Below are 22,903 nucleotides of genomic sequence, written 5' to 3'. Positions count from 1 at the left end.
GGAGCAGTGACGGCCACCACCCCGAACCACGCCCTTTCCGAGAACCCGACCGCCCCGGACGCGCGCCCCCCGAGCGGCACGGACGACAGACTGCCGCTGTCGGTGGGGCAGGAGGCCATGTGGGTCTCCTGGAAGGTCGATCCCCAGCAGCGCACCCACATCGTCCCCAGCCCCTTCCTCGTCGAAGGAGAGCTGGACACGGCCCGGCTGGCGGCGGCCGTCGACCAGTTGGGCCGGCGCTACCCGACGCTGCGCGCCCGCGTCGTCCGCGAAGCCGACGCTACCTGGCTGACCTGGGCCGACGCCCCGGCCATCCCGATGGCCGAACACGCCGCCGACCAGCCCCTCGACGACGCCGTCCGGTCCCTGTGGCAACGCCCCTTCGACCTCGACGCAGGACCGCTCGCCCGCGTCGACGTGGTGCGCGGCCAGGGCCGGACCGTGCTGCTCATCACGGTCCACCACCTCGTCTTCGACGGCGCCTCGGTCCTGCTGCTGCTGGCCGAGCTGCGCCGGGCGTATGCGGGCACCCCCCTGGGCGGGCCCGACGACCTGGCACCGCTCGCCGCGTTCGCCCGGCGCTCACGCGCCTATGCGGACGGGCCGGAGGGCGAGGAACTGCGCTCCTTCTGGCGCGGCCACCTCGGCGACGACACCCCCGAACTCCGGCTGCCCGCCAGCCTCGACCCGCCCGGCTACACCGTCCGCCGCAGCGACCTCGACCCGGAGCTGTCCGCCGGTGTGAGCGCCTGCGCGACCCGGCTGGGCGTCAGCCGGTTCACCGTGCTGTACGGCGCCTACCTGGTGCTGCTGCGCCGCTTCACCGGGCAGGACGACCTGCTGGTCTCGGCGCCGTACCACGGCCGCGACACGCCGGACCTGAAGGACCGGATCGGCTTCTTCGTCAACGCCCTGCCGATCAGGCAGCGGCTCCGCAGCGACGACACGTACGCCTCCTTCCTGCTCCGGCTGCGCGCCGAGATGCGCGTCTGCCAGGCACACGGAAACCTGCCCCTGCCCGCCATCCAGCGAGAGGCCGGGCTCACCGGCCGGGCCGGACGCCGCCGGTCCCACCAGGCGGTGTTCGCGTTCTGGGACGCCTCGCGCGCCGCGGACGTGGACGTCAAGGGGTTCACACTGGAAGCGGGCGGCACCACGTGCACCCTGCGGCTGCTCGACATGGAGGGCGCGGCCGACTACACCCTGACCACGATGGTCCGCGAGGACGGCGGCGCCACCAGCGTGCTGTGGAAGGACCCGCAGGGCGCGGTCGGCCCCCGGCTGATCGCGGAGATGGCCGACCAGTACCTGCACACCCTGGCGGACATCGTCGCGGACCCGGAACGCCCCCTCGCGCAATTGGCCGTGGTCAGCAGCCCCGACCCTGACGTACGGGGCGAGGAGACGGCCGTGCCGCCGGCCGAGCGGGTGCACCCCACGGCGCAGGACGGGCGGCCCGGCACGCACACCGAGGCGCTGGCCGAGGTCTGGGCCGAGGTGCTGGGCTGCGCCGCACCCGGCGACGACGACGACTTCTTCGAACTCGGCGGGCACTCCCTGCTCGCGAACACCCTGCTGGATCGGATCGAGGAGCGCTTCGGGGCGCGGGTCTCCCTGCGCGAGCTGTTCGAGGCCTCGCGTTTCGGAGATTTCGTCGCGCTGCTGGAGGGGCGCCTGCCGGAGCCGGCCACCGCTGAGGAGAGCGACCCGGTCGTGTTCCCGGCGTCCGGCTTCCAGGAGCGCATCTGGTTCGCCGAACGCCTCGAACCCGGAACCACCCTGTACAACGTCCCGCTGTGCTGGAGGGTCGACGGGCACCTGGACCGGGCCGTGCTGGAGCGGGCGTTGGCGCTGCTGGTGGAGCGGCACGAGATCCTGCGCACCCGGTTCGTCCAGGACGACGGCAGGCTGTTGCAGGTGGTCGGTGAGCCGTGGGCGCCGGGCGTCGAGGCGGCCGATCCGGCCGAGGGGGACCTGGCGGACTGGGTCCAGGAGGCGGCGGGGCGGCCGTTCGATGTGGAGTCCGGGCGTCTGCTGCGGGCCGCGCTGCTCGACCTGGGCACCCGGCAGGTGCTCTTCCTCTGCTTCCACCACCTCGTCCTCGACGGCGAGTCCGCCCCCGCTCTCCTGCGCGAACTGGACCGCTGTTACGACGAGGCCGCCGGTGCCGCCGCCCGCGACCTGCCGCCGGCCCCCCTGGAGAGCGCCGACCCCCGTCGGTCGCCCGTCTGGACGGAACTGGCGCAACTGTGGTCGCAGGTGCTGCGCACGGACGGCCTGCCCGGAGCGGAGGACTCCTTCTTCCTGTCCGGCGGCACCTCTTTGATGGTCACCAAGCTGGTCCGCCGGATCAACGACCGGCTGGGCTGCGACCTCTCCCTGCGCGACCTCTTCGAGCACCAGCGGTTCGCGGACCTGGTCCAGTTGGTCGACCGCCGGGTCGGAGCGGACCTCGTCGCCCCCGAACAGCCCCTGACGGACGAGGAACTGGCGGCCGCGTGTCCGGCGTCCGGCTTCCAGGAGCGCATCTGGTTCGCCGAACGCCTCGAACCCGACGCCCTGTACAGCGTCTCGCTGCCCTGGGAGGCCGACGGGCACCTGGACCGGGCCGTGCTGGAGCGGGCGTTGGCGCTGCTGGTGGAGCGGCACGAGATCCTGCGCACCCGGTTCGTCGAGCACGACGGCAGGCTGCTGCAGGTGGTCGGTGAGCCGTGGGCGCCCGCTGTCGAGGCGGCCGATCTGGCGGAGGAGGATCTGGCGGACTGGGTCCAACAGGCGGCGCGGCGGCGGTTCGACGTGGGGTCCGGGCGTCTGCTGCGGGCCGCGCTGCTCGACCTGGGCACCCGCCATGTGCTCTTCCTCTGCTTCCACCACCTCGTCCTCGACGGCGAGTCCGCCCCCGTGGTCATGGACGAGCTGAGCGCCTGCTACGCGGCCGCCGCCGGGCGGACCGTCGAGCTGCCCGACGTCAAGCAGTACCGCGCGTACGTACGGGCCGCGTCCGAGGACCGCGAGAAGTCCGGCGAGGCGTCGCTCGCCTACTGGGCGGACGCGCTCGACGGCGCCCCCAGCACGCTGCCCCTCGACGCCCCCGCACCGGCCGGGCCGCACGGGGCGGTGCAGGTCCCGCTGCCGCCGGACCTGCTGGAGCGGCTGCGCGGGGTGCTGGCGGAGCAGAAGGTGTCGTGGTTCATGGTGGTGGCGACCGCGCTGGCCGTGCTGCTGCACCGCCGGACCGGGAAGGACGACGTGACCTTCGGCACGCACGTCTCCGGCCGCCGTAAGGGCGACGCCGGCATGGTGGGCCCCACCGTGAACACCGTCGTGCTGCGCTCCCGGCATGCGGCCGGAGCCACTCTCGCCGGCCTGCTGAAGGACACCCGCGCCACGGTGCTCGACGCGTTGCAGCACCAGGACGCGCCGCTCGAAGCGGTCGTCGAACGGCTCGCCCCCGCGCGCGAGCCCGGGCGCACGCCGTATGTCGACGTCACCCTGAACATGAACGTCAGGCCGGAATCCCGGCCCTCGCTGGACGGCATGTCGCTGACCCCGGCCCTGGCCGGCTCCCGCTGGGAGGACGACCTGAAGTTCGGCCTCACGGCGAACGTGCAACTGGCGAACGGGAGGCTGGAGGCGGCCCTCTCCTACCGGGGTGACCACCTGTCGCAAGAGCGGGCGCGGGAGCTCGCGGCGGGCCTGGCCGAGCTGCTCGACCAGTTCCCGCAGGCCCTGGACCGCCCCGTCGCGTCCCTGGTGCCCGACCTGATGCCGGTCCGCGACGCATCGGCCGCGCCGGCACCGGTCCGGCCGCCGCAGTACCGCGACGCCGTCCGGCTCGGGCTCGGGCCGTCCGGTTCCCCGGCGGACGACCCCGGGCTGGACTTCTGGGCCCGCTACCTGCACGACGCCCCCGCCTACCTCCCGATGCCCGTGCCGAAGGAACCCGAGGAGCACCGGTCCCTGCCGGTGCCGCTCACGGACGGCGTCCTGCCCCGGCTGCGCGCACTGCAGGCGGAGCACGGCGTGAGCCTGTACATGGTCGCCGCCGCCGCCCTGGCCACGGTGCTGTACCGGTGGACCGGCCAGGACGACATCGTCTTCGGCACCCCGGTCTCCACCCGCGAAGAGGGCTTCGAGGACGTCCTCGGCCCGTGCCTGAACACGGTGGTCATCCGCTGCCGGCGCGGACGCGTGGACACCCCCGCGGCCGTGCTGCGCCAGGTGCGCGAGTGCGTCCTGCAGGCGTTCGAGCACCAGCGGACCCCGTTCGAGAGGGTCGTCGACCGGCTCAACCCGCAACGCCGGCCCAGCCGGGCGCCGTACATCGACGTGACGCTCACCATGGAGTCCCCGGAAGGCAGCGCCTCGCTGCACGGACTCCGGCTCGACCGGCTGGAGATCGCCCAGACGCACGAGACCCTCGGCAAGTTCGGGCTGGCCCTCGCCGTCACGCAGACCGGGGACCAGCTGTCGGTCACCCTCAACCACCGGGGCGACCGGATCGGCGCTCGGGACGCCGACGCGTTCGCCCGCAGCCTGGGCCTGGTGCTGGACGCGTTCGCGTGCGCGCCCGACCGGTCGCTGGCCACCCTGGATCTCGCCACGGCAGCGGCCGGGCCCGCCGACGACGGCGCGTACGGCGGCCCGCAGGTGACGGTCGCCGGCATGTCCGCGGCCGACCTCGAACGCAGCATCGCCGCGGTGTGGCGCGAGGTGCTGTCGGTCTCCCACGTGGGTTCCTCGGACAACTTCTTCGATCTGGGAGGGAACTCCATGCTGCTGTCCACCCTGCACAACCGGCTGCGGACGGAGTTGCACGCGGACCTGCCGATCAGGCACCTGTTCCAGTTCCCGACCGTGGGCTCGCTGGCCGCGGCCCTGGCCGGTACGGGCTCGACCTCCGAGGCCTCGTCGGACGACGAGTTCCGGCAGCGGGCACGGCGTGGCCGGCGCAGCCGGCCGGCCGCGGGCCGCCGGGGGGTGGACGGCCAGTGAGCGACCAGGACGGGATCGCGATCGTCGGCATGTCCTGCCGGTTCCCCGGGGCCCTGGACGCTGCCGCGTACTGGTCGGCGCTGCGGAACGGCACGGACGGCATCAGCCGCTTCAGCGCGGACGAGTTGCTGGCGGCCGGGGCGCCTGCCGACCAGGTGCGGCGGCCGGAGTACGTGCCCGCCCGCGGTGTGCTGGGCGGCGGGGACCGCTTCGACTGGGCCTACTTCGGCTACAGCCGGGCCGACGCGGCGCGGATCGACCCGCAGCAGCGGGTCCTCCTCGAATGCGCCGCGAACGCCCTGGACGACGCCGCCCTCGATCCACACCGCTTCCAGGGATGGGTCGGGGTCTTCGGCGGCGTCGACTCCGGCACACCACGGCTGGAGGACGACGGCGGCGACGTGCTGGCCCGCATGATCGGCCGGGAGAAGGACTACGCGGCCACGCGCATCGCCTACAAACTGGGACTGCGCGGCCCGGCCGTCACCGTGCAGTCGGCCTGTTCCACCTCGCTGGTGGCCGTGCACATGGCCTGCCAGAGCCTGCTGTCCTACGAGTGCGACGCCGCTCTGGCCGGCGGTGCGGCGCTGTGGCTGCCGCAGACCCGCGGGTACCTGTACCGGGAGGGGCACGTCCTGTCCCGGGACGGCAGATGCCGGCCGTTCGACGCGGACGCCACCGGCATGCTCACCAGCAGCGGCGTCGGCGTCGTCGTCCTCAAGCGGCTCGCCGACGCCCTGGAACAGGGGGACCGGGTGGTCGCCGTGATCCGCGGCTCGGCCATCAACAACGACGGCGGCGAGAAGGTCGGCTTCACCACCCCGGCCTTCGCCGGCCAGCGTGACGTCATCCGGATGGCGATGGCCCAGGCGGACGCCGACCCGGCCGACATCCGCTACGTGGAGGCGCACGGCACCGGAACCCGGGTGGGCGATCCGATCGAGGTGGCCGCGCTGGCGGCCGCGTTCGGCAACGCCCCGCGTCCGGAGCACTGCTGGATCGGCTCGGTGAAGAGCAACCTCGGCCACACCGGGGCGGCTTCCGGCGTGGCCGGGCTGATCAAGACGGCGCTCATGCTGCAGGGCAGGGAACTGGTCCCGACCCTGCACTACCAGAGCCCCAACCCCGAACTGCGCCTGGCCGAAACGCCGTTCCGTGTCTGCGCACAGCGAGGTCCGCTCGCGCAGGACGGTCCGCTGCTCGCCTCCGTCAGCTCCTTCGGTCTCGGCGGCACCAACGCGCACGCCGTCCTGGAGGCCCCCGCCGTGGACACCCGGCCGCCGGCCCGGCCGGTTCCGCGCCTGTTCGCCCTGTCCGCCGCCACTCCGGGGGCGCTGGAGCGGCTTCGGGAGGACACCGCCCGCCGACTGGAGGACGCGGACCCGCCGCGGATGGACGATGTCGCGCGGACCCTGGCCGTGGGCCGCCGGGAGCACCCCCACCGGCTCGCGGTCCGCGCCGCCGACGCCGACGGACTGGCGGTCGCGCTGCGCGAGACCGTCCCGTCTCCCACCGTGCCGGCGGCGACGCGGACCGCGTTCCTGTTCCCCGGCCAGGGGACGCTGCGACCGGGCGCCGGGCGGGCCGCCTACGCGCTGCTGCCCCGGTTCCGGGAGGCGTTCGACGAGGTGGCGGGCCTGGCCGAGGCCCGCTTCGGCACCCGCCTGACGACCCTGCTCGACCCGGACACCGATCCGGGCCGGGTACGCGACACGGGGTTCCAGCACCTGGGACTGTTCACCCTGGGCTACGCCCTGGCGGAGCAGTTCGCCGCCTGGGGCGTGACGCCGGAAGGGATGCTGGGGCACAGCCTCGGCGAATATGTGGCCGCCGCCTGCGCCGGAGTCTGGACGCTGCCGGACGCCCTCGCACTCGTCCAGGAGCGCGGCCGGGTGATGCAGGAGATCGCCGAGGGCCGCATGCTGGCCGTCATCGCGGACCGTGAGACCGCCGACAGCCTGCTCGGGCCCGCCCTGGACACCGGGAAGTACTGGGTCGCGATCGACAGCACCGACCACACGGTGGTCTCGGGGAAGCCGGAGCACATCGCCGCGCTGCACACGTCGCTGGAGGCGCAGGAGGTCACCACCCGGCTGCTCGACTTCGATCGCGGTGCCCACTCCCCGCTGATGGATCCGGGCACCGCCGCACTGCGCGCCGCGGTGGCCGCCACCACCACCCGTGGCGGCGCCCCCCGGATCGTGTCGAACCTCACCGGCGCCTGGTCCCGTCCGGAGGACTTCGGCGACCCGGACTACTGGGCGGACCACATGTGCGGCACCGTGCGGCTGACCGACAGCTTCGGCACGCTGCTCGACGAAGGCTGCAACGTGTTCCTCGAACTCGGCCCCGGCGCCTCCCTGTCACGCGGCGTGCGCCGGCACAAGGACTGGGACGCGGACGGGACGGCCGTGACACTGCTCGGTCCCTCGCCGAAGGAGGAACGGGAGGCCCTGCTCCAGGCCCTGGGGACGCTGTGGCAGCGCGGCCTGCCGATCCCGCTGGAGGAGCTCGCGGTGGAACCCGGCTCGATGCCGGTGTCGCTCCCCCCGCACCCGTTGGAGCCCAGCCCGTGCACGGCACCCTCTGCCAGGACCACCCCGTCCGGGCAGGGGCCTCGCACCACGGACACGCCGGGCACCGGGGACCCGTTGACCCACGAGCGCTGGGTCCAGACCCCGGCGGCCGGCGCCGGCCACCACGACCTGGTGGTCGTCGCGGCCGGCCCGGAACCGGGGGCCGACCCCGGCCGCCCGCCGGCCCGGCCCCGCGCCGGGACGCCGGGCGACGTCCTCACGGACGGTTTCCTGGCGGCGCTGACCGGCGCGGACCCGGTCGGGCCGACGGTCCGGCTGGGTGCCGGAGAACTCGGCCGCGTACCGCAGGCGGTCGCCGAGCCGGCCGCCACCGCACCGCTGGTGGTCGTCGTGCCCGACGGACCGGCCGACGACGCGTGCACGGCCGGCCTGGACGAACTGGCCGACCGCACCGAGGCGACACTGCTGGTCCTCGCCCCCGGCGCGGCCGGCTTCCCGGCTCGGGGCGGCAACGGCCCCCTGACGGCCTGGGCCGACCACCGCGCGCGCCGCGGCGGGACGTGGCCGGTGTACGTCCTGGACCCCGGGACCGGCGAAGCCCCCGGCCTGCCGCCCACGTTGTCGGCCGACGCCCACGTCTACGCCTGGGACCACGGTCACTGGTGGTCGCGGACGGAAGCACCGCTGCCCCGGCCGCAGACCGAGCCGGCGCCCTCGCCGGTGGTGGCGGTGGTGGCGCCGGGCCGGGCGGGAGCACGGCACGCCGCCGAACTGGCCGCCGCGGGACTGCGGGTCGGCGCGTTCGCCGCCGGGACCGCAGGCACCGCCGAAACCGGGCCGGCGATTGCCGGAGCCCTCGGCGACGTGCGCTGGCGGCACGCGGGGGAGCGGTTGTCCCAGCGCCCGGACCTCAACGCACACCTGGACGACTACTGTGCCGCGCTCATCGCCCGGTTCGTCCTCGGCCGGGCGGCGCTGGAGCCCGGCACCCGCGTCGCGGCGGACGAGCTGCGGCGCCGTCTGGACCCGGACCGGCGGCACCCGCTGGTGGTGGACTTCTTCCTGCGCACCCTCCGCTCCCGGGGCTGGCTGCACGGCACCGACGAGAAGTTCACCGTCGACGCCGGTGCGGCCGGCCTGACGGCGGCGGCACTGGACCGCCGGGAAGCGCTCGGCGAGCTACCAGGGCTCCGGCTGATGCTGGAGGAGGTGGCCGAGGCCTTCCCCGACGTCTTCGACGGACGGCGCGAACCCGTCTCCGTGCTGTGGCCGGACGGGGAGGAGACACATCTGCGGGAGCGTCTGCGCGACAACGCACCGGCCGTGTACGACGCCTCCGCGGCCCTTGACGCCCTCGCCGACACCGTCCGCGCCGCCGGCCGGGCCGCGCACGACGACGCGCCCCTGCGGGTGCTGGAGATCGGCGCGGGCCACGGCAACTTCACCTGGCGCCTGCTGGAGCAGTGGCCGGACCGGGGCGCGGCCGAGTACCACGTCACCGACGTCAGCCCGCTGCAGGCACGCAGGGCCGAGGTCCGCGGCGCCGAACTGGGCCTCACGGGCCTGCGGTTCGGCACCTTCGACATCACCCGGGACCCGGTGGAGCAGGGCCTCGCGCCCGGGACGTACGACCTCGTCGTCGGCTACAACGTCGTCCACATCGCGCCCCGGGTACGGGACGCGCTGCGGGGCCTCGGGAGGCTGCTGCGGCCGGGAGGACTGCTGGGCCTGGTCGAGCTGACCCGGGTGCCGTTGTGGAACGACATGCTCAACAGCCTCGCGCCCGGGTGGTGGGACTTCGACGACGACCTGCGCCAGGACTCGATCCACCTGGACGAGGCCGCGTGGCGGCAGGCGCTGGACGAGACCGGGTTCACCGGCGTCCGCGTCCTGCCGGACACCGAGGACGCCGACCACGCACTGTTCCTGGCCACCGCCGCGGCCCACTCGGACACGGCCCGGGAGACGCACCCGGCCGCGCACCTCGCCGCCGAGACCCGGCGCCTGCTGCCGGACCGCACCGTGGACGCGGTGGTGCTGCTGGCGGACGGCGCCGACCCGCGCCCGGCGGCGGATCTCCGGGCGGACCTGCGGGACGACCCGTCCTGGGACGGGGGCGACATCTGGCTGGTGAGCGAGGACCCGCCGGCCGGCGCGGACTGGCGGACGGCCGCCGCGCGTGGCCTGCTCGATCCGCCGGAGAGCACGGAGCCCGCCCGCGGCCATCATCTGCGGCTGCCCCGGCTGGACGCCCCGCACCTGCGGTGGCTGCCGTCGCTGATCGGCCGGGACGGGGTGCCGGGCGTCGTCCGGGTCTCCGCGGCCGCCACCCCGCCCCTCCCCACGACCCCCGCCACCGGCCACCTGCCCGAGGGCGACGCGGACGTGCGGGCAGCGGCCGCGGAGGCCCGCGACGCGGAGGCTTCCGGCGCGCGCACGCCCGGCGCTCACGACGACGGCCCGGCGCGCCTCCTGGGAGAACTGTGGTGCGAGGTCCTCGGCGTGCCGCGGGCCGACACGACCGACGAGTTCTTCGCCCTGGGCGGGGAGTCCCTGATGGCCGTCTACTTCCTGACCCAGATCCGTGAACGGCTCGACGTCCGGGTGACCATGGCGGACTTCATGGCCGCCCCCACGTACGGACAGCTCCTGGACACCGTCCGCCGGGCCCTGCCGCAACAGCCGCGACCAGGGTCCGGGACCGTGGAACCGGCGGTGGCCGGCCCCGCCCCGGCCGGCCTCATCACGTTCCGCGCCACCGGGAGCAGAACACCGGCGTTCTTCGTCGCCCCGGCAGCCGGCAGCTCGCTGTGCTACCGGGAACTGGCCGGGCTCCTCGACGACGACCAGCCGTTCTACGGCCTCGACTCGCCCGGCCTGGAGGACGGCACCCGCCCCCTGTACCGGTTCCAGGACCTGGCGGCACATCACATCGCGGCCATCCGCCGGGTCAGGCCGCACGGCCCGTACGTGCTCGGCGGCTGGTCCATCGGGGCGATGGTCGCCCACGAGATGGCCCGGAGGTTCCAGGCCATGGGCGAGCAGGTCGAACTCCTGGTGTTCGTCGACGGGTTGCTGCCGCACACCCATGGGTGGCCGGTCGCCACCCGCCCGAAGCACCTGGTGCACAACCTCTGGTACCACCTCCAGGCCAGCGCCGACGCCGTCCGCGGCCCCGGGCGCGACACCGGTCTGGGCAAGACCCTCGCCCTGACGAACGGAACGCAGGCCGGCGGCCGGCGGCCCGGGGGCCTCCAGGGCCTCGGCCCGGCCTTCGTACGGGTGCACAACGCCGGCATCCGGGCCATGCTCCGCTACCGCCCCTACCCCGTCCGGTGCCCGGTGGTCCTGTTCAAGGCGGGCATGGACGCGCCCCAGCGGGCCCGGCTCCGCGACCGGCTGGCACCGCTGTACCCCGCCGGCCTGCGGGTCGAGCCCGTCGCGGGCGACCACTGGACGTTGCTGTCGCACGACCACGTCGGACGCCTGGCGGAGGCGGTCGACCGGGAGTTGGCCGGTCTGCGGGAGAAGCGCCGGTGAGCGGCGCGGCGGGACGCGGCCGCCGGGGCGTGGCGGCCCTGCTGGTGGCGGAGGTCGCGTCCCTGACCGGTTCCCAGCTCAGCACGGTCGCCCTGCCCTGGTTCGTGCTGACCACCACCGGCTCGGTGGTGCGGATGAGCTGGGTGATGGCCGCCTACTTCGTGCCGGTCGCACTGTTCGGCATCGTGGCCGGCGGCTGGGCGGGCCGGGTGGGGGCCCGCCGCTGGATGATCCTGTCCGACCTGTGCCGGTTCGTGCTGACCGCCGCCGTGCCGACGCTGTACGCACTGGGGGCGCTGTCGTTCCCCCTGCTGCTCCTGCTCACCTTCCTGACCGGCGCCTTCTGGGCCCCCTACATGGCCAGTCAGCAGACCGTGCTGGCCGGCGTGACGGGCGAGGACGAACACGCCCTGGCCCGTACCGGATCGCTGTTGCAGGGCGCGACCCGCACCGCCGTGGTCCTCGGGCCTCCGGGCGGCGCGGCTCTGGTGGTCCTGCTGGGCGCGCCGGCCGTCCTGCTGATCGACGCGGCGAGCTTCCTCGTCGCCGCGGCGCTGGTGGGGTGGGCGGTGAGCGACCAGGGGCGCCCGCCGGAGGAGGACTCCCCGATGCGCTCCAAGGTCGGCGAGGCCATGGGCGTGCTGCGGCGCGACCGGCTGCTGTTCTTCTGGTCCGTCGGCACGATGATCACCGAATCCGCCGGACAGGCGCTCCTCGCGGCCTTTCCCGTACTGGTCAAGCTGCAGTTCCGGGCCGGCGTGGGCATGGTCGGCGCACTGCTGGCGTGCTTCGGCGCCGGTGCGCTCGTCGGCAGCCTCCTGGCACCACTGGTGCTGCGGCGCACCACCGCCGTACGGCTCGCGACGTCCGCCAAGGTTCTCCAGGTGGTGGCGCTGATCCCCCTCGCGTTCGCCCTTCCGCCATGGGGGTTCGGCGTGGTGTTGGTGGTGTGGGGCGTCTTCGTCGGGTTGACCAACGGCCCGGCGTCGGCCGTGCGGCTGCTGCGCATCCCCGTACGGCTGCGGACCGAGGCGATGGCCGTCATCACCACCGTCACCCTGCTGGGCGGCTCCGCCGGCCTGCTGCTGGTGGGAGTCGCGTTCGAACAGCTCGGTACCCGGGTGCCGCTCGTCATCATGCTCGCCGTTCAGGCCGTGGGCGCTGCCCTCTTCCTGATCGGAACCGTCCGGTTCGGCGGCCGCCCGAAGCCCGACGCCGCCGTGCCGACGGAGGGGCAACGGTCCCCGGAGAGCCCGCCCCGCACCGAACCGCTGCACCCGTGAAGCGCTCGCGGTTGCCCACCGGACCCGCCTCGCTGTGAACAACCCGCCCGCCCGACCGGCCCTGTCGCCGCGTCAGACGCACTGAAAGGTGCCGATCTTGCCAGTTCCGCTCTTCCACCCCTCGTCCGCCGGATCCGGCGCCGGCCACCTCCGTCCCGGCGAAGGCCGTCCGTTCCCCCACGTCATCGTCGTCCCGCCCCAGCCCCCGACCTGGCAGGGACGGTTCCCGGTACCGCCCGCCGCCCCCCGGCAACCGGTCGTCGCGGACCGCACCGTACGCATCCGCAGCGCGGCCCCGGCCGACGGCAGCGAGGCGGGCGCATGACCGGCAAGCCCTACGCCCTCGGTGGCGCCGACCCCGCCACGGCGCCGCTGCGCGTCATGCTGATCCCGCACGCCGGGGCCGGGGCGTCGAGCGCGCTCGTCTTCCGGCAACACCTGCCCCAGGACTGGGCGTTGGCGGCCATCCGGCTGCCCGGCCGGGAATCGCGCATCCGCGAGGCGGTACCGGACCTGGCCGGCCTGGTGGCCGACGTCGTCGCCAGCGCCCGCATGCTCCCGGGCAGGGGCCCGCTGCTCGTCGTCGGCGTCTGCTCCGGCGCGGTCGTCGGGCTGGAAGCCGTACGCGCGCTCCAGGACACCGACCCCGGCCTGGTCGCCGGCTTCGTGGCGGTGTCCCAATGGGCCCTGAACGAGCAGCCGGACGCGGCGGCCCGCCCGCCGGCCGACCCCGACGACTACGCGGACGTGCGGGAGGAACTGCGCGCCTACGGCGCCCTGCCGGACTCCATCGCCGACGACGACATGCTGCGGACCTACCTGCCGGTCATCGCGGGCGACATGCGGGCGGTCCGCGACCACTACGCCGCCCCGGAGCCGGCCCTGGCCTGCCCGGTGCTCGTCGTGGCGGGGGACCACGATCCGCTGTGCGACGAGGACCGGCTCGCCGGGTGGTCGCTGTACAGCAAGACGACACGGCAGGTCCGGGTGCCCGGCGGGCACATGCTCCTGGCCGAGGCTCCCGCGCAGCTCGCGGGCTGCGTCGCCGCCAATCTCGATCTCTTCAGGTGACTCGGAGGCAGACAAGATGAGTGACACCAGTTCCATGAGTCCCGCGCACGCGAGCCGCGCACCCGCGTCCGGCCTGCCGGCATCGGCGTTCGGCCGCTCTCGCAGGGTCGACACGCTCCTGCTGGAGAGGTGGGACAGCGATCCGCACCGGGCGGCGCTCATCGACCCCGACACCGGCACCGTGGTCACGGCGTCCGACCTCAAGGAGCGCGTCCTGTGGGTGGCCCGCGCCCTGCGGGAGCGGGGCGTGCGCTCCGGCGACCTGGTCGTGGTCCACCAGGAGCGCTCGGTCGCCTTCGTGGTGTCGATCCTGGGCGTGCTCTTCGCGGGCGGCGCCCAGGTGGCCCTGGACGTGAACGATCCGACCGAGCGGACCCTGGAGACGATCGCCGACTGCGGCCCCCGCATGATCGTCACGGGGCCCGCCTCCCGGCTCGCCGCCACGGTGCCGGTGCTGGTCGTGACGGGGGAGGAGCGTGACCGCGACCAGCCGGAGTTCCGTGCCGAGCCGGACGCCCTGGACGCCGACCAGCCGGCCGTCGTGCTGTACACCTCGGGCTCCACCGGCCGTCCCAAGGCCTCGCTGATCAGCCACGGTGCCTTGGTCTCGCGGCTGAGCGCGCTGCAGGGCACCCACCCGCTCGGCGCGGACGACCGGATCATCCACCACACCACCTGCACCTTCGACATGTTCCTCATCGAGACCTACTGGCCGCTGCTGGCGGGCGCGGGCGTGGTGATCGCGGCTCCCGGGCGCCAGCGCGACGCCGACTACCTCGCCCGCCTGATCCAGGAATGCGACGTCACCACCTTCTACTGCGTGGTGTCCCTGCTGGAGCTCTTCCTGCTGGCGCGGCCCCCGGGCGAACGCTACGACGGCCTCAAGCGGGTCCTGACCGGCGGCGAACCCCTCAGCCCCGAACTGGTCAAGCGGTTCCACTCCAGGTCCACCGCCTCCCTGACCAACCTCTACGGCCCCAGTGAGTGCACCATCTACTGCACCGCCTGGGAGTGCCCGCGCGACCCGCAACTCGATACGGTGCTGATCGGCTCCGCCGTCGAGGAGACCAGTCTGTGGATCCTCGACCCGGACGGGAAACCGGTCGCGGACGGAGAGGTCGGGGAGCTGTACATCGGCGGAGCCGGGCTCGCACTCGGCTACCTCCACCGGCCCGAACTCACGACGGAGCGGTTCGTCCCCGACCACCTCGGTGAGCCGGGCGGCCGGCTGTACCGCTCGGGAGACCTGGTGCGCACGCACCCGAGCGGCGCGCTGGAGTTCCACGGCCGCGTCGACCGCCAGATCAAGATCCGCGGAGTCCGGATCGAACCAGGAGAGATCGAATCCGCCGCCCTGCGCTGCGCCGGCGTGCGACAGGCCGCCGTCATCGCTCAGGGGCACGGCGTCGAGAAGCGGCTCGTGGCCTTCCTCGTGGCCGAGCCGGACACGGACGGCACCGGGCTGGTGCCGACCGTACGCGAGCACCTGCGCACCCTGCTGCCGGGCCGTGTGGTGCCGTCCGCGATCCAGGTGGTCGACCGGCTCCCGCTGACCGCCAACGGGAAGCTGGACGGCACGCTGCTGGCGCGATGGGCGGCCGATTCGGCCGCCGACGAGCTACCGGACATCGATGCCATCGACTCCGACGGTCCGCTGGAGGACGTGGTCGAGAAAGTCTGGCAGGCCGTCCTTCGGACGGCCGACATCGACAAGGACGCCGATTTCTTCGACATCGGCGGTGATTCCTTCAAGGCCGTACGGATCGTGGAGAAGATGCAGCACCTGCTGGGGGTGGCGATCCCCCTGGAAACCCTGCTCCAGGAGCCCACGGTGCACGACTTCGCCACGGGACTGCGTCGACTGACCGAACAGGAGCAAGCATGTTGACCCCCACCTCAACCCCGAATGGGTACGACGCCCGGCCGGCCACGGATCACTCGGGGCTCGTCCGGTCGTTCCACGACATCGAGTCCGGCCGCCTCGACCGGGACAGTCCCGTGGTCGTGCTGTTCAGCGGCGGTCTCGACAGCACCTACCAGCTGCACCGACTGGCGTCGGCCGGCTTCGCGGACATCCACGCGGTGTACGCCGACCTGGGCGCGGGCGAGGACATCAGCGAGCAGAAGCACGTCGCGGAGCAACTCTCCGTGCATCTGCACATCCTCGACGGACGCGAGGTGTTCGCCGAGGAGTACGTCCGTCCCGCGGTGGCCGCACAGTCCGTCTACCTCGGGACCCATCCCATCAGCTCCTCCCTGAGCCGTCCTCTCCTCGCCAAGCTGGCCGTGGAGCAGGCCAACGCCCTGGGCGCGACCGCTGTCCTGCACACCGCCAACCGGTCGCAGAACACGATGCGCAGGCTCAACGGCGCGCTGCGACTCCTCGGTTGGACCGGCGCGTACGGCAGTCCCTACGACCTCGATCCCGTCGATCGCGACCAGAAGGTCCGCGAGCTGGAATCCCGTGGCCTCGTGCACATGAGCAAGCGGCTGACCAGCGTCGACTCCAACCTGTGGTGCCGCGAGTTCGAGTCGGGCGTGCTCGAGGACCCCGAGGAGCACTCCGTCCCGGAACATCTGTACCGGTGGAGCGTGCTGCCGACGCAGAGCACCGCGACGGAGATCGAGATCGGTTTCGACCGCGGCGTGCCGTGCTCGATAGACGGCGCCGAGCTGTCCCTGCGCGTCCTGATCGACACTCTCAACCAACGGGTCGGCGCCTTCGGCATCGGGCGGTACAGCGGTCTTGAGCATCTGCAGGGCGGCCAGAAGGTACTGGAGCTGCGCGAGATGCCGGCGGCCTGGATCCTGCTGCGGTCCTACCGCCACCTGGAGACCGCCACCCTGGACGCCGAGAGCATCCGCGAGAAGATGCACGTCGAGCAGATCTGGGTGCGCGAGGCCCTGGAGGGACGCTGGTTCGCGAACCTGCGCCGGGCGAGCCAGTCCTTCATCGACACCTGCGCCTCCCAGGTGACCGGAACGGTCCGCTGGCGCCTGCGGCACGGCACGGCCGACACCCTCTCCATCCGCGCGTCGCACCCCCTCTACCTCAGGGACCGGGAGGGATGGGAGCGCCGGGCGACGGCGGAAATCCTCGACTGACGGCGGGCACCTTCCACCAACGGGCGTGACCCGGCCACGCCTTGGGGCCCGGCCCCGCGGACTGCCGCCGAAGGACGCTGAGCCCTGACGGCGTCGTCGTCCAGGACGTCCGGAGACCACGAAGAGTGCGCCCCGCCGTTCCCGGTGGGAACGGCGGGGCTCGCGTCGGCGTCGGGGCAGCGGGCGCGGCCGTCGACTCGGCGGGGAATCCTCGCTGCAGCATCAGCATCAGCATCAGCATCAGCATGCGCAGCACGCACCCGCACCCGCACCCGCACCAGCTTCAGCCGCTCGCGCGCGGCCTCGGCGTCCGCCGGGGCGAGCACCGGCAACTGACGACCCCGGCCGTTTCGTTCGGATCTTACGAGGCTTGTCATACTTCCTGAATGGAGAGACAGGCTATGGAGGCGGCGCGGAGTTGGCTTGCTGATCAGGGCGTGAGCCGGGTGCGCGACGGGTGGGTGAGCGACGAGGCGCCGGATACGCTGCTCACGGCCAACGACGTGGCGCATTCCTGGGCCGGCGAGGTGTTCGCCGAAGACCTGGATCCAGCCGACCGGGTACGGCTGGCCTTCGGGCTGCTCGACCTCCTCGACGAATACTGGGTTGCGTGCGAGCTCCGAATGGCGGACGGGAGCGCCGGGGGTTCCCTGCCGGCCGAGGTGCTGTGGGACGGCTACCGCCGGCGACTGGAGGCGGACCGGGACGTCGAGGCCATCACCTACTCGCTGTGGGTGGACTGGTTCGAGGACCGCAGTACTGCCGCGACGGCCTTCGCCGAAGTGCTCGGGAACGACATCGACCGAGTGGTGGCCGATCGATCAGACCCCCTGCTCCGCCGGGCCCGTCGGGTTCTGGAGTGTTCGGGCCCGGTGCCCTGGCCGGTGAAGGAACCGGCATACCGCACCGCCCTGCGGCTCCCCGCCCTGCACTCGCCCCTCTTCCACGGCCTCCGGGCGAGCTACCACGACATCTACGGCGACCTCGAACCAGCCGCCGCACTGGCCCTCCTCGACCAGCTGGATCTCCCGACGAACACCCAGCACCTCGCGGAACTGCGCCACGTACTCGCCGCGGGGCACAAGAACCACTACCGCAGCCCCCGCGCCTGGGACGATGCGGTTCGCTCCGGTTCCTGAGCCGTCGGCAGGAGCGGCGCCGAGATCGGAGTGGTGCCGAGAGATCGGCCCGGCAAGCGAACGACGCCCCATGAGCGGATCGTGAGCCGACACGGTCAATCAGGACCAGCCCTACACCATTTACTGGCTGGACAAGGTTCCGATGACCCAGACGCTGCATGGCAATTGGTCGTACGAGGGGGATTCCGTCAAGGCCATCCCGGCGCGCGAGTTCCCGGACGTGGAGGCCGACGTGACCTACACCGCCTTCCGGAAGCAGTCCCGCCCGATGACCGAAGAGGAGAAGGTCTCCCGCTGCGGCAACGCCAGCCCCTCCTGAGGCTGCCGGCCACACAGCCCACCGCCCGCCTCTCCCCTCCCGTGGCGGGCGGTACGGGATTCCGGCCCGGTGCGGATTGCAAGCTCTGCCACCGGTGACGGGGAGGCCCCACAGCCTCTGGCCGCGTCCACGGCCGTCCAGGTGAAAGTCCCAGGCCCCAGTGGCCTGGGACTTTTGCATGGAGCGGTGGCCGGCGCGTCCCGCTGTTCGTCGGAGAGCGAGCCGGTCGAGTGCTCGGTGAGACCGCGGTGCACCGCTCCCAGCGCCGAGTTCGAAGTCCACAGACCACCTCAGGAGCGGGTCATCGACGTGCGCAGGGCCGCGCAGCCAGCCCAGGTGGTGTCAAAGCGGGTAGCAGGAGATGAGTCGGCCCGGACGGGAACTATTCGACCGGCGCAGCAGACTTCTGTGGCAGGCCGGCACTCCCGAAGAGCGGTACGGGCCGGCGGCCGCGACTGCCGGTCCTGGTTCGGTCGCGGACCTCGGAGCGTCCGCGGCACCCGCGGGCGCGCCACCGACCAAGGAGACACAGCAGATGCCTTTACGCGTTCAGATCCTCATGTACGACGGGGTGGAGGAGCAGGACTTCATCGGGCCGCGTGACGTTCTCGGTCACGCCGAGCGTGCGGGCGGCCAGGTACACACGACACTGGTGCGGCCCTCGGCTCCTGGCAAGGTGACATGCTTCTTCGGCACCGAAGTCACGGTGCCGGCCGCATGGGAGCCCACCGACACCGACCTTCTGATCGTGCCGGGCGGCGGCGACCAGCTGCTCAACGACCCGGATGTCCTACGCAACCTCGTACGGGCACAGCAGGCCGGAGTCACCGTCGCCGGTGTCTGCACAGGAGTCATGGTGCTGTCCGCGGCAGGCTTGACCAAAGGCCGCCCGTGCACGACACACCACCTCGCGAAGGCCGAGTTGGCCGCCCAGGGCGGCAAGGTGATCGACGCACGAGTCGTCGACGACGGGAACCTGGTGACCGCGGGCGGTGTCACCAGCGGAATCGATCTGACCCTCTGGATGATCACCCGCGAGTGCGGAGCATCCATCGCCGTCAGCGTCGAATCCGTCATGGAGTACGAACAGCGCGGTGTCGTCTGGCGAAGCCGAAGCTCCTGATCGCCCTCGCACGGGAGCACCTTCGCTGAACTCGGCGTAGTGCAGCGGCAGTCTGCGAGCCACCGACGTGCGCAAGGGTTCGTGGGCCAGTCCCACCGGCGCTGCCGCGAGGTGCGAATGAGAACGGACGGCAGAGGTAGCAGAATTTTCCCGAGTGCCTTGGCGAGTTTTCGCGCTCATGGGAATCCCTCAAGGATGGTGACGTGTCAACTCCCGAGCTGATCGCATCGCGGTGCCCGCTCCGGGCCGCTTTCGCAACTGTCAAAGCAGCTCCTTGTTTCGCGAACACATTCATGGGCACTCGACCAGTGTCACCACGTAGGGAGGACCGTGTCATGAGCGCCAGCGAAAAGGCCAAGGCCAAGACTGAGCAGACCGTCGGCAAGGTCGAAAAGGAAGTGGGGCGTGCGGTCGGTAACGAACGTGTCGCCGCTGAGGGTGAGTCGAAGGAAGCCAAGGGCGATCTTCGCGGTGCGAAGGAAAAGGGCAAGGACGCCCTTAAGGGCTGACCAGCACAGAACGTACGCGGGGTCCAACAATTCTGTTGGGCTCCGCGTACGTCATTCGGCTTTCTGCGGTCATGCGGCGGGGGATTCCCGCCGGCGGAGCGATGAGTACCACAGCGGCGGGGTGCACTATCGCTTTGTGTTACCCTCAAACGTTTGGACGGCTGCGAAGGCTGTGACGGTCGGCAATTCGGGCCGTCCGGTTCCCGCTGTTCGTCCCGTTCGTCCTGTTCGTCGGCTGCTCAGTTCCTGCCGGGCCTTCCTCGGTACGTTCCGCATACGGAAGGCTCTTCATGAACCACCCGGACCACCTCGGCACCTCGCACGGCGACCTGGCCCAGTCAGTGACCCTCACCCCGACGGTGCCCCCGGTTGTCTCCTTCGCTGACATGGAACTGCCGGCCGCGGTGCTGCGCACGCTCACCGAGCTCGGTGTGCGCGAGCCCTTCCCGATCCAGGCAGCCACGTTGCCCAGCGCCCTCACGGGACGCGACGTCCTGGGGCGCGGGCGTACCGGATCGGGCAAAACCCTCGCCTTCGGCCTGCCGCTGCTCGCGCGGACGGCCGGGCGGCGCGCGGAGCCGAAGCAGCCCCTCGCCCTGATCCTGGTGCCCACCCGAGAGCTGGCCCAACAGGTCACCGAAGCACTCGCGCCGTATGCCGACGCGCTCCGGCTGCGGATGGCCGCGGTCGTCGGCGGCATGTCGATCGGCCGGCAGGCCGCTGCGTTGCGCGACGGGGTCGAGGTCATCGTCGCCACCCCTGGCCGCCTGCATGACCTCATCGAGCGCAAGGCCTGTCGCCTGGGACGGGTGCGGATCACCGTCCTCGACGAGGCTGACCAGATGTGCGACATGGGCTTCTTGCCGCAGGTCACCGAGGTGCTCGACCAGGTGCACCGCGACGGCCAGCGGATGCTGTTCTCCGCCACCCTGGACCGCGACGTCGACCACCTGGTCCGGCGCTACCTCCATGACCCCGTCGTCCACTCGGTCGATTCGTCCGCGGGCGCGGTCACGACCATGGACCACCATGTGCTGGTCGTTCATGGCCCCGACCGGTATGCCGTCGCCACGGAGATCGCCGCCCGCGACGGCCGCGTACTGCTGTTCCTGGATACGAAGCACGCGGTCGACCAGCTCACCCGGCACCTGCGGGGCAGCGGGGTGGATGCCGCCGCCCTGCACAGCGGCAAGTCCCAGCCGCAGCGCACCCGGACCCTCGCGCAGTTCAAGGACGGCCGGATCACCGTCCTGGTGGCGACCAATGTCGCGGCCCGCGGCCTGCACGTCGACGACCTCGATCTCGTGGTCAACGTCGACCCGCCCACCGACCCCAAGGACTATGTGCACCGCGCGGGCCGCACCGCCCGGGCTGGTGAGTCCGGCCGCGTCGTCACGCTGGTCCTCTCGGGCCAGCGCAGCGAGATGAGCCGCCTGATGGCAGAGGCCGGCATCGAGCCGACGACCACCAAGGTGCGCTCGGGTGAGGCGGAGCTGAGCCGGATCACCGGGGCCAAGACCCCCTCCGGCACCGCGCTCGACGGTAAGTCCGCCGCAAGCCGGGCCAAGAACACCAACACCCCCTTCCGTGGCCTGGGCACCAGCAAGGACGCCTCCCGCACCACCGGCGGCAAGTCCCGCAAGGCCACCGAGGCCCGTAAGCTCGCCGAGGCCCGCAAGGCAGCCCGGGTGCGCCGCGGCGGCTGAGAGCCGCCCCTGAGAGCCGGATACCCCTGATCACATGATCAACGAGAGCCACCGGCCCTGCCCGAAGCCCGCCTCTGAGCACGCCACCACCCTCCTACGCGCCCTCCTCGTCCTTGACGAACGCGGAGATCAGCCGCTGACCCGACACGGCAGAAGCAGAGTTGGGCACAGCAGAGTTGGGCAAAGCTCCACCTGACGATCTGGGCAGGGAGCTCGACAAGCCGGCGAACGACGCCAGCCGGCGGTCATGCTCCCTGCCCTGCCCAGCCCAGCCCTGCCCTGCCCAGCGGCCCGGCTCCGCCCAGCGGCCCGGCCCAGCCCCGCCCGGAGACACTCGTACGACCCCGATACCGTCCTGCCATGACAGACGAAGATCCTCAAGACCCCGCCGATCACGTTGCCGCATGCTCCATCACCCCGAGTCTGGTGGAGCAGATCGTCGGTCTGGCGGAACTGCCGTTGGGCGACTGGGCGGTCTCCGAGGCGGCGATGCGGCGTCGAGGCTGGTGCGAAGCGGGCGACGACTTGCCGTTGGAAGACGCATTCGTCACCGCCGAGGGGCACCTCGCCTACCTCGGGGACACCCTCGCCCTGTCATTCGCCCACTTCTACTGGGTTGGCGGCGAGGACTGGGGCGAGGATTTCTGGGGCACGTTGCCCGGCTGGTCCAGCCACGCCGACGCCGGACGCGAGGTGTTCGACACGTACATCGATGCGGCTGTCGCCGCGTTCACCCAACGTCTCGGTCCACCGGAGCGCGACATCACCACCGAAGGCGGCACCCGGGCCATGGGAGACGGCGACTGGCGCCACGCCGCTTGGCGTTGCGGGGAGAACCTGCTAGTCATCGGCCCGCGCCATGAAAGTCTGTCCTACTTCCAGTTCGAGGAGGCCGTCGTCTACATAGGCCCGATCGAGACGGCCGCCCCGCTGCCGGCCCTCCACGACTTCATCTCCTGACCACCTCAACCCGTTGCCTGCCCCGGATCGACGCGAACTGACGCGGACTGACGGGGGAGTGGCGCGGACCGCTGCCCTGCCGACGGCCCGCCGTTGCCGTCACGCCGGCGCCGGCCATGACGTTCAGGCCGTGATGAGCGGCGTATGGGGGTACGGGGGATCCCCGCCGGGTGCCTGGACGAACGGGGGCGGGGGCGCCCAGTCGTAGGAGATCCCGCTGTACGCGGCGTCGGAGGCCACCACGATGCCGTGCCGTCCGGGCTTCGTTCACCGGTATCGGGCCGCGGCGAGAGTCGGGGCGGGGCCTGGGATCACTTTCGGGGCGCCCCGGGCCGGTGGCCCGCATCGGCAGCAGTCTTGCCCCCGTTCGGGGCCGGCCTTCGGGCAGTCAGAAGGAGCTCAGCGGTTTTCCGGGCGGTCCGCGCGCTGGTTTTGTAGGTCACCGCGTAGCAGCCGGCCAGGGCGTGAACAAGCGTCTCGACCTGCCCTTGTCGGCGGTGTGCCCGGCCGACGTCGGGCGGTCGACGTCGGGCGGTCGACGTCGGGCGGTCGGTGCCGGGCGGATGCTCCCGGGCGGCCGATGCCGCCCGCCTGGCCGGCACATCATCAGTAACCC

At 72.5% G+C, this 22,903-nt stretch carries 13 protein-coding genes; all 13 read left to right on the top strand.

Annotated features, from left to right (window positions below; all coding sequences use genetic code 11):
* Positions 1 to 6: 6 nt before the first annotated feature.
* The 13 genes from Scani_RS21450 to Scani_RS21390 all read left to right on the top strand — a co-directional run bounded on the left by Scani_RS21450 (position 7) and on the right by Scani_RS21390 (position 22,287).
* Complete coding sequence (locus tag Scani_RS21450; RefSeq protein ID WP_159478888.1) at positions 7 to 4,995, top strand: condensation domain-containing protein; 4,989 nt, start codon at positions 7 to 9, stop codon at positions 4,993 to 4,995.
* Positions 4,992 to 11,072, top strand: coding sequence for a type I polyketide synthase (locus Scani_RS21445; protein WP_159478885.1), 6,081 nt, complete (start codon positions 4,992 to 4,994; stop codon positions 11,070 to 11,072). Before Scani_RS21450 ends, Scani_RS21445 begins: the two co-directional genes overlap by 4 nt.
* The gene (locus Scani_RS21440; protein WP_159478883.1) at positions 11,069 to 12,355 is read left to right on the top strand and encodes an MFS transporter; all 1,287 of its coding nucleotides are present in this window, start codon (positions 11,069 to 11,071) and stop codon (positions 12,353 to 12,355) included. Before Scani_RS21445 ends, Scani_RS21440 begins: the two co-directional genes overlap by 4 nt.
* A gap of 97 nt (positions 12,356 to 12,452) precedes the next feature.
* A complete protein-coding gene (locus Scani_RS21435) occupies positions 12,453 to 12,680 on the top strand; it encodes a hypothetical protein (RefSeq protein ID WP_159478880.1) in 228 nt (75 codons plus the stop codon).
* The gene (locus tag Scani_RS21430; protein ID WP_159478877.1) at positions 12,677 to 13,426 is read left to right on the top strand and encodes a thioesterase II family protein; all 750 of its coding nucleotides are present in this window, start codon (positions 12,677 to 12,679) and stop codon (positions 13,424 to 13,426) included. Before Scani_RS21435 ends, Scani_RS21430 begins: the two co-directional genes overlap by 4 nt.
* Before the next feature lie 16 nt (positions 13,427 to 13,442).
* Complete coding sequence (locus Scani_RS21425; protein WP_159478874.1) at positions 13,443 to 15,314, top strand: non-ribosomal peptide synthetase; 1,872 nt, start codon at positions 13,443 to 13,445, stop codon at positions 15,312 to 15,314.
* Positions 15,308 to 16,531, top strand: a complete 1,224-nt coding sequence (locus Scani_RS21420; protein WP_159478871.1) for an argininosuccinate synthase-related protein — start codon at positions 15,308 to 15,310, stop codon at positions 16,529 to 16,531. The genes Scani_RS21425 and Scani_RS21420 overlap by 7 nt, the downstream gene beginning before the upstream one ends.
* A 386-nt stretch (positions 16,532 to 16,917) precedes the next feature.
* Positions 16,918 to 17,670 (top strand): hypothetical protein, encoded by a 753-nt coding sequence (locus Scani_RS21415; RefSeq protein ID WP_159478867.1) that lies wholly within the window; start codon positions 16,918 to 16,920, stop codon positions 17,668 to 17,670.
* Positions 17,671 to 17,812: 142 nt separating this feature from the next.
* Positions 17,813 to 17,989, top strand: coding sequence for a hypothetical protein (locus Scani_RS21410; protein WP_159478864.1), 177 nt, complete (start codon positions 17,813 to 17,815; stop codon positions 17,987 to 17,989).
* Positions 17,990 to 18,524: 535 nt separating this feature from the next.
* The gene (locus Scani_RS21405; protein WP_159478861.1) at positions 18,525 to 19,112 is read left to right on the top strand and encodes a DJ-1/PfpI family protein; all 588 of its coding nucleotides are present in this window, start codon (positions 18,525 to 18,527) and stop codon (positions 19,110 to 19,112) included.
* A gap of 335 nt (positions 19,113 to 19,447) precedes the next feature.
* A complete protein-coding gene (locus Scani_RS21400; RefSeq protein WP_159478858.1) occupies positions 19,448 to 19,621 on the top strand; it encodes a CsbD family protein in 174 nt (57 codons plus the stop codon).
* A 290-nt stretch (positions 19,622 to 19,911) separates the two neighbouring features.
* Positions 19,912 to 21,327 (top strand): DEAD/DEAH box helicase, encoded by a 1,416-nt coding sequence (locus Scani_RS21395; RefSeq protein ID WP_159478855.1) that lies wholly within the window; start codon positions 19,912 to 19,914, stop codon positions 21,325 to 21,327.
* A 360-nt stretch (positions 21,328 to 21,687) separates the two neighbouring features.
* Positions 21,688 to 22,287 carry a hypothetical protein gene (locus Scani_RS21390; protein ID WP_159478852.1) on the top strand — a complete coding sequence of 200 codons (600 nt, stop codon included), beginning with the start codon at positions 21,688 to 21,690 and terminating at the stop codon, positions 22,285 to 22,287.
* Positions 22,288 to 22,903 lie beyond the last annotated feature (616 nt).

Origin of the sequence: Streptomyces caniferus (genome assembly GCF_009811555.1) — a bacterium.
In the GTDB taxonomy this organism is placed as follows: Bacteria; Actinomycetota; Actinomycetes; order Streptomycetales; family Streptomycetaceae; genus Streptomyces; species Streptomyces caniferus.
This window is presented reverse-complemented; position numbering and strand designations above follow the sequence as displayed.

Coding starts and splice junctions, on each gene's coding strand:
- Scani_RS21430 (WP_159478877.1), top strand. CDS start 12,677: ATGACCGGCAAGCCCTACGCCCTCGGTGGCGCCGACCCCGCCACGGCG.
- Scani_RS21425 (WP_159478874.1), top strand. CDS start 13,443: ATGAGTGACACCAGTTCCATGAGTCCCGCGCACGCGAGCCGCGCACCC.
- Scani_RS21420 (WP_159478871.1), top strand. CDS start 15,308: ATGTTGACCCCCACCTCAACCCCGAATGGGTACGACGCCCGGCCGGCC.
- Scani_RS21415 (WP_159478867.1), top strand. CDS start 16,918: ATGGAGAGACAGGCTATGGAGGCGGCGCGGAGTTGGCTTGCTGATCAG.
- Scani_RS21410 (WP_159478864.1), top strand. CDS start 17,813: ATGACCCAGACGCTGCATGGCAATTGGTCGTACGAGGGGGATTCCGTC.
- Scani_RS21405 (WP_159478861.1), top strand. CDS start 18,525: ATGCCTTTACGCGTTCAGATCCTCATGTACGACGGGGTGGAGGAGCAG.
- Scani_RS21400 (WP_159478858.1), top strand. CDS start 19,448: ATGAGCGCCAGCGAAAAGGCCAAGGCCAAGACTGAGCAGACCGTCGGC.
- Scani_RS21395 (WP_159478855.1), top strand. CDS start 19,912: ATGAACCACCCGGACCACCTCGGCACCTCGCACGGCGACCTGGCCCAG.
- Scani_RS21390 (WP_159478852.1), top strand. CDS start 21,688: ATGACAGACGAAGATCCTCAAGACCCCGCCGATCACGTTGCCGCATGC.